The 15,750-nt window shown below is 70.5% G+C and carries 12 protein-coding genes; 3 read left to right on the forward strand and 9 right to left on the reverse strand.

Annotated elements, in window-relative coordinates; genetic code table 11:
* Both ITP53_RS22985 and ITP53_RS22990 read right to left on the reverse strand, forming a co-directional pair.
* A partial coding sequence (locus tag ITP53_RS22985) for a hypothetical protein (protein WP_195897492.1) occupies positions 1-846 on the reverse strand: 846 nt, incomplete at its 3' end.
* Between the two features lie 108 nt (positions 847-954).
* Positions 955-3,444: a penicillin acylase family protein gene (locus ITP53_RS22990; protein WP_195897524.1), complete on the reverse strand. Its 2,490-nt coding sequence runs from the start codon at positions 3,442-3,444 to the stop codon at positions 955-957.
* Between the two features lie 201 nt (positions 3,445-3,645).
* Here ITP53_RS22990 and ITP53_RS22995 point away from each other — a divergent pair, with 201 nt between their 5' ends.
* On the forward strand, positions 3,646-4,056 hold the full coding sequence (locus ITP53_RS22995) for a hypothetical protein (RefSeq protein ID WP_195897493.1): 411 nt from the start codon (positions 3,646-3,648) through the stop codon (positions 4,054-4,056).
* On the opposite strand, the gene cysS is transcribed toward ITP53_RS22995, so the two are convergent.
* The 7 genes from cysS to ITP53_RS61720 all read right to left on the reverse strand — a co-directional run bounded on the left by cysS (position 4,041) and on the right by ITP53_RS61720 (position 14,078).
* Entirely contained in the window at positions 4,041-5,405 is a 1,365-nt protein-coding gene (cysS, locus tag ITP53_RS23000; RefSeq protein ID WP_195897494.1) for a cysteine--tRNA ligase, read from the reverse strand. The genes ITP53_RS22995 and cysS overlap by 16 nt on opposite strands.
* A gap of 68 nt (positions 5,406-5,473) precedes the next feature.
* Positions 5,474-7,255: a sigma factor-like helix-turn-helix DNA-binding protein gene (locus ITP53_RS23005; RefSeq protein ID WP_328815447.1), complete on the reverse strand. Its 1,782-nt coding sequence runs from the start codon at positions 7,253-7,255 to the stop codon at positions 5,474-5,476.
* 117 nt (positions 7,256-7,372) lie between these two features.
* Positions 7,373-9,232 (reverse strand): UvrD-helicase domain-containing protein, encoded by a 1,860-nt coding sequence (locus tag ITP53_RS23010; RefSeq protein WP_328815449.1) that lies wholly within the window; start codon positions 9,230-9,232, stop codon positions 7,373-7,375.
* Positions 9,207-11,768, reverse strand: coding sequence for a hypothetical protein (locus ITP53_RS23015; RefSeq protein WP_195897496.1), 2,562 nt, complete (start codon positions 11,766-11,768; stop codon positions 9,207-9,209). The genes ITP53_RS23010 and ITP53_RS23015 overlap by 26 nt, the downstream gene beginning before the upstream one ends.
* A 112-nt stretch (positions 11,769-11,880) precedes the next feature.
* Positions 11,881-12,657, reverse strand: coding sequence for a class I SAM-dependent methyltransferase (locus ITP53_RS23020; protein ID WP_195897497.1), 777 nt, complete (start codon positions 12,655-12,657; stop codon positions 11,881-11,883).
* Between the two features lie 102 nt (positions 12,658-12,759).
* Positions 12,760-13,830 (reverse strand): ABC transporter substrate-binding protein, encoded by a 1,071-nt coding sequence (locus ITP53_RS23025; protein ID WP_328815452.1) that lies wholly within the window; start codon positions 13,828-13,830, stop codon positions 12,760-12,762.
* 17 nt (positions 13,831-13,847) lie between these two features.
* Entirely contained in the window at positions 13,848-14,078 is a 231-nt protein-coding gene (locus tag ITP53_RS61720) for a putative acetyltransferase (protein ID WP_236051103.1), read from the reverse strand.
* A gap of 106 nt (positions 14,079-14,184) precedes the next feature.
* Here ITP53_RS61720 and fdxA point away from each other — a divergent pair, with 106 nt between their 5' ends.
* Both fdxA and dapC read left to right on the forward strand, forming a co-directional pair.
* Positions 14,185-14,511 (forward strand): ferredoxin, encoded by a 327-nt coding sequence (gene fdxA / locus ITP53_RS23030; RefSeq protein ID WP_195897498.1) that lies wholly within the window; start codon positions 14,185-14,187, stop codon positions 14,509-14,511.
* 100 nt (positions 14,512-14,611) lie between these two features.
* The gene (dapC, locus tag ITP53_RS23035; protein WP_195897499.1) at positions 14,612-15,682 is read left to right on the forward strand and encodes a succinyldiaminopimelate transaminase; all 1,071 of its coding nucleotides are present in this window, start codon (positions 14,612-14,614) and stop codon (positions 15,680-15,682) included.
* The last annotated feature ends 68 nt before the right edge of the window (positions 15,683-15,750 follow it).

The raw sequence follows: 15,750 nt of genomic DNA on the forward strand, positions 1-15,750 counted from the left end.
GTCGTCGTTCGGGGGGTTTGGTTGGGGGTGGGGCGGGGCCTTGGTGATGCCGAGGGCGAGGGCCGTGAAGGCCAGGCCGGAGATGGCGGCGGCGCAGAGGAGTGAGGCGGTCGATGGGCTCACGATCGTGATGCCGGTCGCGGCGAGGGCCGAGACGGCGGTGGCGAAGGCTGTGTAGGTCCAGGTGGCCAGGCGGATCAGGCGGAGGCGGAGAGCCTCCGTGGGCAGGGCGCGGGCCAGGAGCCAGGCGAGGGCCGGCAAGAGGAGGATGCCGTGCATGAACACCGCGTGGGCCGGCTTCAGCGTGGTGGCCACCGTGTACGCGAGCCGCTGGTCGCCCGACACCACCTCGATGACGCCACGGGCGATCATGATGGCGCCGAAGAGCATGGCCGCCAGCAGGGTGGCGAAGCCCGCGCGGACGGCCAGGCGCATGCTCGGCGTGAGGTCCGGGTTGGGGCGGAAGGCGGCGATCGTCAGGGTGATCGCGATGGCGACCAGGACGCCGCCGCCGGCCGCCAGAGCCCTCGTGATGGTCGTGTCGAGGGCGGTCTCCATGTTGAAGTGGGACGGGACGCCCCGCCACGCCTGAAGGGTGATCAACGCCACCTCCACCACGGAGGCCAGCGTGAAGACGCCTACGAGGACCTGCCGGGCCCGGAGCCGGACGAACTGGGAGACCCAGGTCAGGGTCAGGACGCTCAGCCCGAACGACACCCCGAACGTGAACGGCTTGCGCCACGACACCGCGCCCTCCCACGGTCCGCCGTCCACGACGAACACGCCCAGGTGCACGAGGCCCGCCAGCACCAGCGTGACTCCGATGAGATACCCGATGCGATTCATGCGGCCATGGTGGCAGCGGGAGGGCGGCGGACGCGTCAGCCTGGGGTCTGGATCGTGGGTACGACGCTGGTCGTACGTTCAGGCCGCGGGGGCTTTCAGGGAGTGACTTCAGGGAGTGAGGGTGAGGGTGTGTACGGCCGCCTTCCTGACCGACTCGGGCTTGGAGTACATCGGCAGCAGGTCGCCCCGAGCCCAGACCTCCGCCTGGTCCCAGTAGTTCTCGTGGAACGCGTGCCCCGACGCCCCCGTCAGGTTGATCCACCGCGACTTGTCCAGGTCGGAAAGGTCGACGACCATCCGCATGGACGGCACGGCGTTGATCGCGTAGTCGTCGTTCTGAACGTTCCAACCGGTGGCGTTCACGGCGTCCTTGCTGCCGGGGACGGCTAACGGCCCGCGGTTGAACAGCGCCTCGACCGGGGCGATGCCCGACGTCCCCAGGGAGCCGTTGACCAGCTCCAACCGGTGCAGATCCCCCCAACGCCACGCCTTGACGTCCTCCCCGAGCCGCTCGGCGACCTCCTGGTACGCGGACGCCATCGCCTGCCGCAGGATGTCGTCACGCGTCTCGGTGAGGTTCTTCGTGGTCAGGTCATCCCAGAAGGGATCGTCGGGAAGTTCGAGCAGCCGCCTGATCACCTCGTACCAGCGGTCCCCTCCGGCGGGCCTGGCACCCTCCGGGAGGTCGTCGTTGAACGTGAGCGTCAGCACCTGCCGCCAGACCGCGTTGAAGTAGGCGGCGGGGGCGGAGTCGAGCCCCTGGGAGCCGTCCCACGACTCCAGGAGATTCCTGGCACCCGTGGCCGGGCCCGCCAGATCGACCCCCATCAGGGCCGGGACCAGCGTCTCTGCGAAGCCGTTGTGGGTGTCCTGCTGGATCTCCGACATGGTCGCCGCGTCGATCTCGCCCTGCGCGACGGCCGCCTCGATGCGGTCGCGGATGCGTTCAGAACGGTAGCCGTGCGCCCAGTCCATGGTCAGCAGCGGCTGGTAACGGCTGGGGTCGATGACGGAGTTGTTCGCCGTGACGATGAACCCCTCGGCCGGGTCCTCCACCGACGGCAGCTGGTCGTACGGGATCGGCGCCGTCTTCCAGTCGTACGCGCCGGTCCACCCGGGGACGGGCCAGGTGCCGTCGCCGCTCTCCCGCACGGGGATGCGGCCGGGCGCCTGATATCCGATCTTGCCCGTCGTGTCCGCGTAGACCAGGTTCTGGGCCGGCACCTCGAACAGCGACGCGGCCGCCTTGAACTCGTTCCAGTCGGCCGCACGGTTCAAGGCGAAGATCGCGTCGGCCGTCCGGCCCGGCGTCAGCGCCGTCCACTGCAGCGCCACCGCGTTGGCCTCACCGCTGGGCTTGGCGCCGTCCATCACCTCGTTGATCAGCGGGCCGTGCACGGTGCTCTTGACGGTGATCGTGACGGGGGCGCCGCCCGCCACCTTGATCTGCTCCTGCCTGGTCTCCAGCTTCATCTGCCGGCCCTTGTAGAGGTACGAGTCCCCCTGCACCTGCTCCAGGAAGAGGTCGGCCACGTCGGGACCCAGATTCGTGAACCCCCACGCGATCTTGTCCGTGTGCCCGATGATCACACCGGGCACGCCGGCGAAGGTGTACCCCGTCACGTCGTACGGGCACTCCTCCGTGATCTTGCGGCAGTGCAGACCCGCCTGGTACCAGACCGACGGCATCGAGGGAGACAGGTGCGGGTCGTTGGCGAGCAGCGGCTTGCCGCTCGCAGTGTGGGCGCCGGAGACCACCCAGGAGTTCGACCCGATGCCCTCCCTTTCCGCGGTCCCCATCGTGCTCGGCACGGCGTCCAGCGTCTTCGCCGCCTGGGCGAGCGCCGCCGTGCCGCGCGCCCGCGGCTCGGCCCGCTGGTCGAAGCGCTCCTGGTCGATCGCGCCCTCGGTGACGATGGGGGAGTGCCTGTCGTACGGGTAGCCGGGGTAGAGCTGCTCGACCCGCTCCATGGGCAGCTTGGTCAGCGCGAGTGCCCGGTCGATCTCGTCCTCCATGTTGGAGCGCAGGTCCCACGCCATGGCCTTCAACCAGGCCAGCGAGTCGACGGCGGTCCACTTCTCCGGCTGGTAGTCACCGTTCTGGACTTTCAGGACGGAGTATTCGAGGCTGCGGTCCGAAGCGTTCTGGTTGGCGCCGAGCCAGGTGTTGACACCCCGCGCGTACGCGTTCAGGAAGTCCTGGGTCTGCTGGTCCAGTTCCGGGAGCTCCTGCTCGGCGACCCTGCGCCAGCCCATCGTCCTGAGTGCCTTGTCGTTGGCGAGGGTCGAGCTGCCGAACAGCTCGGAGAGGCGTCCTGCGGTGGTGTGCCGGCGGAAGTCCATCTCATAGAAGCGGTCCTGCGCGTGGACGAACCCCTGAGCCATGAACAGGTCCGCCGCACTGTCCGCATAGATATGCGGAATTCCCGATTTATCCCGAAAAATCTCAACATTTCCGGATAAGCCGGGTAGTCGCAGCGTCCCGTCCACCTGCGGGAACGACTTCCGCACCGTGTACACGAGAACCCCTGCCAGCACGAGGGCCAGCGCGAGAAGAACGGTCAACACCCGAGCGAACCACCGCAACGGCCACGGCATCCACGCATAGGGCTTCACCGACACCTCCAACTTGCCGAAACTGGCATCAAGTCTGACAGGCCGGAATCAGTCCTCAGTCCTCCCGCGAACGTGCTAGAAGGTCGAGCCAAACCCCGTGACCAGGCCCTTTCAACACGACCAGGTATCGAACAACACTTTCTCCCGCCCAGCTACGGTAATCACCGGCGAATTGGAGGAGCCATGCCCGAACCGACCGAGCCCGAGCCCGTCCCCCCGGCCCCCGGAATGACGATCAGCATCCGCTCGCGCCGCGACGTGGTCGTCGTCGACCCGGACCGTTTCATGGCCGCCGCCAGGCAGGCGTACAGGGCGGCGAACCCAGGACTCACCGAAGCGGAGGCGGCGGAAGCCGTCGTGGACGTCTACGACGCCGTGCACGCGCTACTCGACCGCGACGGCCGGCTGGTGCCGGACGGCCCCGAGCGGACGCGCCCCGGCGTACGCGTGCACGACCGCCCGGACGGCCTGTCACCGGCTGGCTGGGAAGAGCAGATCGTCATCGACGACCCGATGCCCTTGCAGGACTACGGCTGCTTCCCCCTGGAAGACCCCTTCGCGCTCCCGAGCGCCCGACCTCAGACCCAGGTCTGACCCTCGGGGGTGTCGGACACCCGGACTCCCAGCTCGGCCAGTTCGTCGCGCAGCCGGTCCGCGGCCGCCCAGTCCTTCGCCGCCCGCGCCCGCTCCCGCGCCTCCAGCAGCTCCCCGGCCCCGGCGGGGAGCACGGGCGTCTTCCCGATCTCGGTCGACAGATCCAGCCCGAGCACCTGATCCAGGTGCAGGAACGACTCCAGCTTCGCCCCAGGCGCCACCGACTCGTCCCGCTCCAGCTCCCGCAGGATCCGCAGCGCCGTCGGCGTGTCCAGGTCGTCGTCGAAGGCGGCCTCCACCCGGTCCACCCGGTCGCGGGCCATGGGCGCGCTCGGCGACTCCGACCACGCGGCCACCCGCGCCCGCCACCGCCGCACCGTGCGGTTGGCGGCGCGCAACGTGTCCCAGGTCAGGTTCATCTGCTGGCGGTAGCGGTGCTCCAGGAACGCCAGGCGCACGGCCAGCGGATCGAGCCCGGCGGCGACCACGTCGGACAACAGCACGACGTTCCCGGTGGACTTGGCCATCTTGCGGCCCTCGAACAGCAGGTGCTCCCCGTGCACCCAGTGCCGTACGACCTCCTGCCCCGCGGCCGAGTCTGACTGGGCGCGCTCGTCCTCGTGGTGCGGGAAGCGCAGGTCCATCCCGCCGGTGTGGAGGTCGACGCGTGGGCCGAGGAACCGCAGCGACATGGCCGAGCACTCCACGTGCCAGCCGGGAAAACCGCGTCCCCACGGCGCGTCCCAGGTCAGCTCGCCCTCGCCCGGCTTCCACAGGGCCCAGTCGGCGTGGAAGCGCTTGCGCGGGTCGACGGTCTCGATGCGGTGGGCGGGTTTGAGCTCGTCCAGGCGGTTCCCGGAGATCTCGCCGTACGAGGGGAAGGTGCGTACGTCGAAGAACACCGACCCGTCGGGCACCGCGTACGCGTGCCCCTGCTCGATCAGCTTGGCGATCAGCTCGATCATCAGGTCGATGGTCTCGCTGGCCCTGGGTGTGTGCTCAGGCGGCCGGAGGTTGAGCGTGGCGGTGTCTTTCGTGAAGGCGTCCTCGTAGAAGCGCGCCAGCTCCCGCACCGAGCGCCCCTCGGCCTGCGCCTGCCGCCGGACCTTGTCCTCGCCGTCGTCGGAGTCGTCGGCGAGGTGGCCGACGTCGGTGATGTTCTGGCAGACCACCACGCGTGTCCGCCGCCGCTCCAGCACCCGTCTGATCAGGTCCGACAGGAGGTACGTGCGCAGATTGCCCACGTGCGCGTAGCGGTAGACGGTCGGACCGCACGTGTACATGCGCAACGCCCGCGCAGGCGCGATCTCCTCGACCTGCCTGGCCCGCGTGTCGTAGATCCGCAACATCTACCGAGCTTAGCCCGCCGCCACCCGGGCCGGCCCCACCAGGTCACGGCAGGGAAGCCGGGACGGCGTCAGCCGCCCAGGAGAACGACGATGTCCCGGTCGCCGCGCTCGCGCAGCCTGGCCAGGACCTCCTCGCGCGTGGCCGTGTCAGGCAGCCCGATCCTGGCCCCGATCAGCCGCAGCCCCTCCAGCTCGGAGCTGACGGGAGCGGTGTAGCCGATGAGGTGCAGCGCCCGGTTCACCGACGGCATCCCGGCCTGGGCGGCGGGCAGGTAGCGGGTCAGCAGCTCGCCGCCGTCCGAGACGGTCAGGAAGACGTGGTCGCCCTCGCTCGCCTTGTAGTCGGCCAGCACGTTCCTGATCGAGCCCATGGTGGGCTGGTTGTGCCAGCTGATCACCACGTCGCCGGACGGCGTGGACGCCGTGAGCGACCCGCCTGGCGCCATCCCCAGGTACGCCGCGAACCCCGTCGGCAACGGCGAGCCCGAGCCGCGCAGGTGCTCGGCGTTGACGTCCACCCGGTGCCACCACCGCCCGTCGCGGGAGCGGAAGCTGCGCCGCGTCTCCGAGACGTCCCTGCGCGGCTGGTACGGCTCCGCCTCCCCGCCGGGCGCGGTGCCCGCCACCCGGATCCAGCCCCGCTGGGTCCGCTCGAACCCGGGACCGCCGGAGTAGGCGCGGACCGAGCTCTCGCTGACCTCGTAGCGGTTGGTCAGGTTCGCCACGATCGTGCTCACCGACGCCTCGCCGCCGGCCCGCTCGATCTCCCTGGCGATCATCTCCCTGATCCCCAGGTACTCGTCGCCGCCCCACCGCGTCAGGCCGTACTTGTTCCTGTCGAGCCGGCGGAACCGCTCGTCGGCGGTGAGCTGGTTGCGGATGCCGACCAGGCTGTAGTCCTCGCCGATGCGTTCCTGGATCTCCTCGGGCGACAGCGGCGTGCCCGCCACCGCCAGCACCGCCTCGGCCTTCTCGTTGATGCTGCGCGGCCACGGCACCACGTGGTGGCCGAGCACGCGCAGCTGCGGCACGGCCAGGATCCACCGCTCGGCCACGTCCTCGCGCACGCCGAGCTGGGTCACCATGGCGACGGCCTCGCCGAGCGGCCGCGGCCCGTCGGTGAACAGTTGCCGCGTCTTCTCCCTCAGCTCGTCGGCCCCGCCCGCCACCAGCCACTCCCCGGCCTGCTCGTAGCCGGTCAGCAGCGTGCGTACGAACCGCCACACCGGGATCCCCAGCGTGCGCAGCTCGGTGGCGTGCCACGGCACGGCGGCCTGCAGGTCCTCGGCCGGTACGGCGGAGCCCAGCCGGCCGCGCAGCCACGACACGTGCGTGACCAGCCCCGCCGCCTCCTGTCCGCCGAGCCACGCCTCGATGTGGTCACGCAGGTCGCGCTCGATCTGCCTGATCCGCTCCCGCGTCACCGAGAAGCGCTGGGCCAGCTCGTCGAGCGTGGCCCGCTGCGCCGCGTACAGCCGGTCGCGGGCGATGGCCCGCTGCCGGTCGTCCAGTGCCGCGAACAGCGTGTCGACCACCTCGGGCAGCGGCTTGTCAGACCGGACCGGCGCGGGCCCCGGCACGGCCTCCTGCGTGGGTTCGAGCAGCCGCTCGAACACGCCGGTGAACAGCTTCTGAACCACGTCCTTGCCCAGCGTCTCCGGCGTCCGCTCAGACTCGGCGGGGTCGGAGAACCGCAGCAGCGGCAGGATGTCGCCGAGCGGCAGGTGACCCCAGCAGGCCACGGCCAGATCGGCCAGGCGGCCCGCCACGGTCTGCGTTCCGACGATGGCGCACGCGCGGTCGAGAGGAATCGCCTGCCACCAGGCCTCGGGCAGCTGCGGCTCCTCCACGATCGGCGCGATTTGACCAGGGGAGGTCCAGCGCAGTGGTGGCGTGAGATCGCTCAGGCTGAGGTTCATTGAGGTCCAACCGGCAAAGGGAAGATATCCGCAGTTCAGACTATGTGATCAGAGTGGTATAAACGGGCTGCCTCTTCCGGAATGGGAGATATATAGCATTGCACGCGCCCGGGTGCAGGCGACGAACAGTATGCCCCGCTCACGCTGCAGCGCACGAGCGCGCGCGTAAGGATCGTCCGGCGGATCGTCGGGGACCTCGGGCACCACGCCGTCCGCCACGCCGATGAGCGCCACCCGCTCGAACTCGAGTCCCTTGAGATGCTGGAACGTCCAGGCGCGCACGTCCAGGCCGTCGAGCGCCAGCCGGGCCGCGCGGACGAGCCCCGGCCGGCGGGCGCCGACGGCGATCTCACCGGGCGGCACGCCGTCGGCCAGCCAGCTCTCGATCGTGCTCCGCAGTCCGGCCAGCTCGGCCTCAGGCGAGTCGTACGCCCTGATCATCGGGCGCTCGCCGTGCCGTGTCGCGTGGTATCCGTACATCTCTGTCGAGCCCTTGACCAGGCCGCTGGCGGGGCCGCCGCCGCGCAGCCGTACCACGAAGGACAGCAGCTCCTGCGGGAGCCGGTAGGAGAGCCTGAGCGTGTGCTGGACGGCGGGGATGCCGAGCGCGCCGAGCGCGACCCGCGTGTCGGTGACCCGCTGGTGCGGGTCGCCCACGATGAACAGGTCGTCGTGCGCGTGCGGCGCCGCCGCCCGCAGCAGCCGCCACTGCGCCGGGCTGATGTCCTGCGCCTCATCCACCACGATATGACGGTACGGCTTACGCGCCGGATCCACGTCGTCAAGCAGGTCACCGGTCGAGAGCGAGAGCAGTCTCAGCGCCTCGTCGGTGAGCTGGGCCAGCGAGCGCGCCCCCGGGCCGACCAGCGAGGGGCGGCGACCCTCGGCGTCGGCGACGATGCGCATGGCCAGGCGTTCCGCGTTGTCCACCTCGATCCGCTTGCGCACCACCTCGTCCTCGATCAGCAGGTCGAGACGCGCGGACAACTCCTCGGCCAGCCCCTGCGAGAACGTCACGAGCAGCACGGGACCGCTGCCGTACGCGGCCAGGTACGCGGCGCGGTGCAGGGCGACGGCGGTCTTGCCGGTGCCCGCGCCGCCCACGACCAGCACCGGGTGCTCGTAGCGGGCGGCCCTCGCCAGCCGGTGCTGCGGCGGATGCGGGAACGTGCACCACCCCGGTGCCTCCAGCACCCGGTCGAGCTCCACCTTGCCGGGCACGAACACCGCCCGGTCGGGACTGCGCAGCAGCGCCGTGTACAGGTCGTCGGGGTCGATCGGGCCGGTCGCCTCGTCGGAGGCCCGCCAGCCGTCCAGCTCCCGCCACGCTTCGGAGAGCGAGCCGCCCCTGGCCAGAACGGCGAGCGGGACGTGCTGGGTGGGCGGGAGGAGCGGTTCGAGCGCGGCCAGGTCGGCCTCGGTGGTGAGGAGCCTGAACAGCCGCAGGGCACGCACGTCCAGGCCGAGACCGAGCAGGTCGCCGTCGCAGATGGAGTCGAACAGCCGGGACGGTCTCGCCGACCTGCGTAACGCGGGCTCGACGCGTTCGAGCGCCTCGGCGTCCCACTCCTCGACGACGCCGAGGGCCGGGTTGACGCCGTATCGGTGGCGGCGGGCGTACGACCAGGCGTCGGGGTCCGGGAGCACCGTACGCAGCCAGTAGACGTCCCGGTGCCGCACCACCACCCCGCGGTGCCCGTCGGCCAGCCGCAGCGTCGCGACCCGCTGGTCCCGGCCGCCCCTCACCCGCTCGGGGTGCGGGGCGCCGGCCACGTTCAGCAGGAACCGGCGCAGCGCGACCACGGCATCCTTGCGCACCGGCTGGTCCAGTGCGCCGAGCTCCCTGGGAAACTCAGGGCCGATCGCGAGCCGCGGCACCGGGTCAGTCCAGTAGTTCGAGGAGGTCACGGTCCCCGCGTTCGCGGAGCCTGGTGAGCAGGTCGGGCAGGCCGACCGGTCCGGTCATCCCGATCCGCGTGGCGATCACCCTGGCCGCCTGATCTCGGGTGCCGCCCGGGGCGGTGTACCCGACCAGGCGGAGCGCCTTGGTGATCTTCTCGGCTCCCTGCGCGGCGACCGGCAGGTGCCTGGCCCGCAGCACGCCCTCGTCCGACAGCGTCAGGAACAGGTGCCCGCCCTCGCGCGCGCCCACGTCCACGAGGAGGCGTTCGACGGACTGGAGCACCGGCCGGCCGTGCCAGGTCATGGTCAGCTCGCCCGCGGCGCTCCTGACCATCTTGCTCTCACCCGGCGACAGCCCCAGGTACGACGCGAAGCCCGTCGGCAGCGTGCACTCGCCCCCTGCCAGTTGCTCGGCGGTCACGTCGATGCGCAGCCACCACCGGCCATCCGGCTGCCTGAAGCAGCGCCTCGTCTGGGAGACGTCCTTCAACGGCTGGTACGGCTTGGCCTCCCCGGATCCGCCGTTCGGCTCGCTCGCCGGCGGCGCGACCGGCGTGAACGCCTGGAACTGCGGCGGGCCTGGCTGCGGAAGCGCTGGCGCCTGCGGCGGTCCGAACGCCGAGTGCGGCGGCTGCTGGTTCTGGGCCGCTTGCCGGGGCTGGTCTTGGGCCGGCAGGGTCGCCAGCACGAACTGCCAGGCGGGCACCTCCAGGGCGCGGATCTCCACGTTGTGCCAGTCCGCCGCGCCGATCAGCCGCTCCTTGGGTACGGCCGGGCCCAGCGTCCTGCGCAACTCCTCCAGATGCGCCCGGTACGGCGCCGCCTCCTCGCTGGACAGCCAGTGGTCGAGGCGGGCGCGGAGCTCGTTCTCGGTGGCGGAGATCTCGGCGGGCGGGACGGCGAAGAGCTTGGCCAGCTGGTCAACGGCCGAGGGCTGGTCGGTGAAGACGCGGTTCTGGGCCACGGCCCAGCTCTTGTCGTCCAGCCCGGCGAACGCGGCCTCGATCAGCTCCGGCAACTCCCGCTCCTGACCGGCCTCCTCACCTGCCTCCTCGTCGGCCTCCTCGTCGGCGCCCGCCACGGGCTCCGGCGTCGGATACTCCGGCATCTCGGAGAACTGCGGCTCAGCGGGCTCCTGGAGCCGGGCGGGCTCAGCCGCTTCGACGGGCTCCTGCGACTGCCCGAATTCCGGCGCCCCGGCCTGCTCCTGGAACTGGGATCCTTCGACCGGCCCCTCGAACTGGGATCCTTCCGCGGGCTCCTCTGGCCGGGATCCTTCGGCGGGCTCCTGGAACCGGGATGCTTCCGCGGGCTCCTTTGGCCGGGATCCTTCGGCGGGCTCCTGGAACCGGGATGCTTCCGCGGGCTCCTGGAACCGGGATGCCTCGGCGGGCTCCTCGAAGTATTGGAATTCCTGTGCTTCGGCGGGCTCGGCCGTCGGTTCCGGCCGGCTCGTCGGGGCCTGCGCTTCGGCCTCCCCAGGCACGCCTTCCGCCTCCAGCGCCGCCGCCTCCTCGGCCGCGGGCTCGGGGGCGGGCTCCTCGGCGGCGTCCAGGACGGGCTCGGGTTCGGGCTCCGGCTCGCGGGCCTCGTCGATGACCGGCTCGGCGTCGGCGTCCAGCACCGGCCCGGCGTCCGCCAACTCGCCGGCGTGGTCCTCAACGGCCGCCTGGTCCTCCGGCGCGCCTTCATGGGACGCCACCGCCTCATACGGCGAGCGCCGCACACCATGCGGCTGCGGCTCGGCCTCCCCCTCAAACGCGCCGCCCTCAGCGCCCCGCTCATCCGCGTCGCCCTCAAGGACCCCCTCATGCGCGGCCGCAGCGACCCGCTCAGACGCGGCGGCCTCAAGGACCCCCTCATGCGCGGCCGCAGCGACCCGCTCGGACGCGGCGGCCTCAGCGACCGGTTCGGACGCCGAGTCCTCAGCGACCCGCTCGGATGCGACGTCCTCAGCGACCGCCTCAGAGGCGTGCTCGTCCACGACAGGCTCGGGCGTGGGCTGCTCGGCCGCTGCCTCGCCCCGCGACTCCTCAGCGACCGGCTCAGCCGCCTCAGCGACGCCCGAAGAGTCATCCGCGACATTCGCCGCGACATTCATGGGGAGAGCCACGGGCGTGGCGGGTACGGCCTCAACCGGGTGGGCGAGGCGTACCAGCACGGCGGAGAACAAGGTGTTGAGCACCGGTCGCGCCTGGATGAACGGCTGGTCCACCAGCTCCCTGCTGGTCAGCGCCAGCAGCCCCGCCCACGACCCGGCGCGGTCCAGCGCGATGGCGACGGCGGGCTCGTCGGCCTCCTCGGGGTCGAGGACGTGCAGCGCGGGCACGATGTCACCGATGGCCGCCGCCCGCCAGTGCTCCAGGGCGATCTCCGTCAGCAACTCGCCCAGTGACTCCGGGCCGATGGCGGCGAGCACGTGCGGCATGGGCAGACTGCGCCACCACGCGTCCGGCAGATCCGGCTGCCCGGTGAGTAGCGTGATCGTCGACGCGTCGCTCCACCTCAACGGTGGTACGAGGTCGCTCAGGCAGAAGTTCATCCCGTTCCGTTCACCAGCCCCTCACGCCGCCGCAGCGGTGCAGCCATAGTCTCGCCGCCCACGGAACAGACCATAGTCCGGCAAAACAGCCCTACGCATCATGCACTACGCATCAGCGCCGGACGGCGGCGAAGCGGAGACGTACGTAGTCGGCCATCCAGCCAGTCTCCCTGCGAAGCGCGGGCGCGGCCAGTTCGTTGACACGACGGAGCAAGGGTTCCACGATTTCCTGCGGCAGTCCTTCCAGCGCCGAGGACGCGAAGGTACGCACCCAGTCGGCTGCCCCGCCGGGGCACTCGTCGAGCGGGGTAGGGCGGTCGAAGTATTCCAGCAACCTGACCACGAAGCCCTCCTGCTCCAGGCGGCGGGCGTACTCGGCCGGCGTGGGGAAGAACCAGGGGAGATCCGGTTCGCGCAGGCCGTACTCGCGCCAGGCCGTCAGCATCGCGGCGGTCAGCTCGGCGCAGTTGCCCGCGCCGCCCATCTCCGCGACGAAACGTCCTCCGGGCGTCAGCGCCTCACGGACGTTGGCGATCACGGTGCCGGGGTCGCGGCTCATCCAGTGCAGCGCCGCGTTGGAGAACACCGCGTCGTACGGGTCCACCACGGTGAAGTCGTGCCCGTCGCCGACGATGAAGTTGATGCCGGGATACTGCGCCAGCGCCTTCTCGATCATCGCGGCCGAGCCGTCGATGCCGAGGACGTCGGCGCCCCTGAAGGCGAGCTGCGCGGTCAGCACCCCGGTGCCGCACCCGAGGTCGAGCACGCGCTCGCCCGGGCGCGGATCCAGCAGGTCGAGCAGTGGCGCGCCCTGCGTGGAGACATAGCCGAAGCTGCTGTCGTAGGCGCGACTGTTCCACCGCTCCAAACCCGGTGTGTCATATCGCAAGACGATCAGCTCACATTCGATCAGACATCGGGCCCCCGTGGCCGTGCTGTCCGTTCACTTTAGAGCCTGAACGCCCCTACGACATATCAAGTCACATCGGACTCAACCTACACTCTTGGTCCATTCCTGCTTGAGGTACGCCTTCGCCGCGTCTACCTGCGGAATCGTCATGAGAACCGGCGGGCCGGGCGCCTTGGGCAGTTTGGCGGCCTGCTCGCCGTCGAGCGTGCCCTTCATCAGCATGGCCTCGCCGCGTGCCGGACGGGCGTACCCCTTCTGGAGGAGGTTCTGGCCCTCGTCAGAGAGCAGGAACTCCTGCCAGAGTCGGGCGGCGGCGGGATGCGGCGCGGACTTGCTGATCGCCTGGACGTGGTAGCCGCCGAGCGGCGCGTCCCGGGGGATCGTCACCTTCCAGGCGTCGGGGTCGGCGGCGCTGCGGGCCGCGTTCAGGTGGTCCCAGGCGACGATCACGTTGGCCTTGGCCGGCTCGGTCAGTCGGCCCGCCTGCTTGAGCTTGGCGAACAGATCGACGCCCTGCTCGGGCCTGGGCACCCCGGCTCTCATGGAAGCGGCCATCACCCCGCCGAACGCCGACGCCGAGCGCAGCGGGTCGCCGTCGAGCGCGACCTGGTAGCCGGGCTTGAGCAGGTCGGCGAAGGAGGCGGGCGGTTTGACCGCGCGCGGGTCGTACCCGATGGACATGTAGCCGCCATAGGCGGCGTACCAGGCGCCCGACGGGTCCTTGACGTGGTCGGGCAGGTCCTGCCAGCCCCGCACCTTGTAGCGGGCGAACCGGTCGGCCGAGCCGACGGCCACGTCCATGGTCAGGTCGAACACGTCGGGCTTGAGCTGGGCGACGGCGTCCAGTTCGCGCTTGCTGGCGGCCCCGGGCTCGAGCTCGTTGACCTTGATGTCGTACTTGTCGGCGAAGGTGTCGATCACCTCGCCGAAGTTGACCCAGTTCCGGGGCAGCGCGATCACGTTGAGTCCGCCCTCGCGCTTGGCGGCCTCGGCCAGGCGCTCCATGGTGCCGAAGCCGGCCTTCATCGAGCCGGCCTGGACGTTGACCGGCGGCAGGGTCTTGCCGTCGGTGGACGTGGACTCTGTGGACGACGCGCCGCATCCGGCGCTGGCGAGGATGGCTGCTGCGGCGGCGCAGGTACGTACGGTCACAGTACGAATACTTACTGTTACCTCTGCCCAGGTCTAGGAGGCGCGGCCGGAACTACCTTCGCGGCGACCAGCGTTTCCTCGGAGATCACCACCAGCGTGCCATCCCTTTTACGAACTTTCAGCACGCCGTCGTCCCACGCTTCGAGCACGCCCACCGCGTCACGGAACCCGCCGGGGACGCGTCTGCGGGTGGTGACTCGCGCACCTATATCCTGGGATGTGATCGCGATGACAAGGCGTGCGGCCATGAGTTTGCCACCCTCCGTTTCGGCCAGCTGGCAAGCACCGCAATACTAGGGGGTAGCAAACCGCGGTCAGAAGTCATGCCATGGTGCGGAGAAGAAGGAGCTCGAGGTGACCTACGTCATCGCGCAGCCTTGCGTGGACGTCCTGGACAAGGCGTGCATCGAGGAGTGCCCCGTCGATTGCATCTACGAGGGCGAGCGCATGCTTTACATCCACCCCGACGAATGCGTGGACTGCGGCGCGTGTGAGCCTGTATGCCCCGTCGAGGCCATTTTCTATGAGGACGACCTTCCCGAGCAGTGGAAGGACTACTACAAGGCGAACGTGGACTTCTTCGAGGACCTCGGCTCGCCGGGTGGCGCCTCGAAGGTCGGGAAGATAGAGAAGGACCACCCGGTGGTGGCCGCTCTGCCGCCGCAGGCCGAAGACCACTAGCGAGTCCAGCCACGCCGTGCGCGGGGGGTGTCCTGAGCGGACGCGCCCCGCGCACGGCGTGCTCCCGCGCCGGTACGGCAACGCGAAACCCTGGAGAACCGTGAACAACCTGCCTGACTTCCCCTGGGACCGGCTGGAGCCGTACAAAGCGCGTGCGCTCGCCCATCCCGGCGGCATCGTCGACCTGTCGGTCGGCACGCCGGTCGACCCGGTGCCGCAGATCGTCCAGAACGCTCTCACGCAGACGGCCGACAGCCCCGGCTACCCGCTCACCCACGGCACCAAGGCGCTGCGTGAGGCCGCCGCCGGGTGGCTGCGCCGCCGGCACGGGGTCTCGGTCGACGAGCGGGACGTGCTCCCGGTGATCGGCTCCAAGGAGTTCGTCGCCTGGCTGCCCACCTACCTGGGCGCGGGCCGGGTCGTCTTCCCCGAGCTGGCCTACCCCACCTACGACGTGGGCGCCCGGCTGGCAGGGGCGGTGGCCACGGCCTCCGACAGCACCCTCGCGCTCGGTCCCGAGCACGTGGACCTGCTCTGGGTCAACTCGCCGGGCAACCCCACGGGCCGGGTGCTGCCTGCCGAGCACCTGCGCAAGGTGGTGTCCTGGGCCCGCGAGCGCGGCACGATCGTGGCCTCCGACGAGTGCTACATCGAGCTCGGCTGGGAAGAGGAGCCGGTCTCGATCCTCCACCCAGACGTCTGCGGCGGCTCCCACGAGGGGCTGCTCGCCGTCCACTCGCTCTCCAAGCGCTCCAACCTGGCCGGTTACCGCGCCGGTTTCGTGACGGGCGATCCCGTCCTGGTCAAGCGGCTGCTGGAGATCCGCAAGCACGCGGGCATGCTGATGCCCCAGCCGGTCCAGGCCGCGATGACGACCGCGCTCGGCGACGACGCGCACGCCGAGCGGCAGCGCGAGCTCTACGCGGCCCGCCGCGAGCTTTTGCGGCCCGCGTTGGAACGGGCCGGCTGGAAGATCGACCATTCGACCGCGGGTCTGTACTTCTGGGCGTCGAACGGGCAGAGCGCCTGGGACCAGGTGGGCAAGCTCTCCGAAATCGGGATTTTGGTCGCGCCGGGCGAATTCTACGGATCGGCAGGTGGGCGGCACATTCGTGTGGCGCTCACGGCGACCGATGAGCGGATCGGTGCGGCGGTGCGCCGCCTCCAGTAGGATCGCGCGTCAAAGCCAGCCGAACGGGCTGGAGACGTACAAATGGATAAGGGCTTTCGCCCAGGCCG

The sequence above is a fragment of the Nonomuraea cypriaca genome (genome assembly GCF_015645445.1).
Classification (GTDB): Bacteria; Actinomycetota; Actinomycetes; order Streptosporangiales; family Streptosporangiaceae; genus Nonomuraea; species Nonomuraea cypriaca.